We start from the raw sequence: 592 nt of genomic DNA on the forward strand, positions 1-592 counted from the left end.
ATATTACGATTCTACAAAATACAAAATTAACAACGTCTAACGATCGTCCAGTACAAAAACCTGATGGATCATACGATTTTGATTTAACATTATCAGGCCGAGCACTGGCTGAAGTAGGCGCTTTAGATGATAAAAAAATTGTTTTCACAATTCCAGAAGAACTTCGCGGGAATATTACAAACCCAACAGTTGATATCAGTGTCGAACTATTACCTTTACAACTCGCAGATGTCCCATTATTGGACACTACGTTAACTGGTCTTCAAAAAACATTAGATACAGTTAACGGCATCTTAACACCAATTGGTAATGTTCCACTTGTCGGTAGACTTGTTAAAGGTCTTATAACTGCGATTACAAATTTAACAACTAACATCAATCAAACTATCGAAGGACTAAAACATCTAGGAACTTATACAGACTCACTTCCAGGTGTAATTTCAAACAACGGTAGTACTATTACAGTCGATTTTGATGAAGGTCTAGGGAATTACTTGAAAAAAACATATGCGGAAATTCTTAGCCCTCTTGTTAATGGATTGGATCAATTTGTGAAGGACTTAGTAAATGGTCTTCCACTTTTAGGGAAAGT

Annotated in this window: 1 protein-coding gene; it reads left to right on the top strand. The window is 35.6% G+C overall.

All coding sequences use genetic code 11. The annotated features are described in order from the left end of the window. Positions 1 to 592 (top strand): adhesive domain-containing protein (locus COI75_RS26975; RefSeq protein WP_218006719.1); only part of this gene is annotated, 592 nt, incomplete at both ends.

The sequence above is a fragment of the Bacillus cereus genome (assembly GCF_002564555.1).
GTDB classification, from domain to species: Bacteria; Bacillota; Bacilli; order Bacillales; family Bacillaceae_G; genus Bacillus_A; species Bacillus_A cereus_K.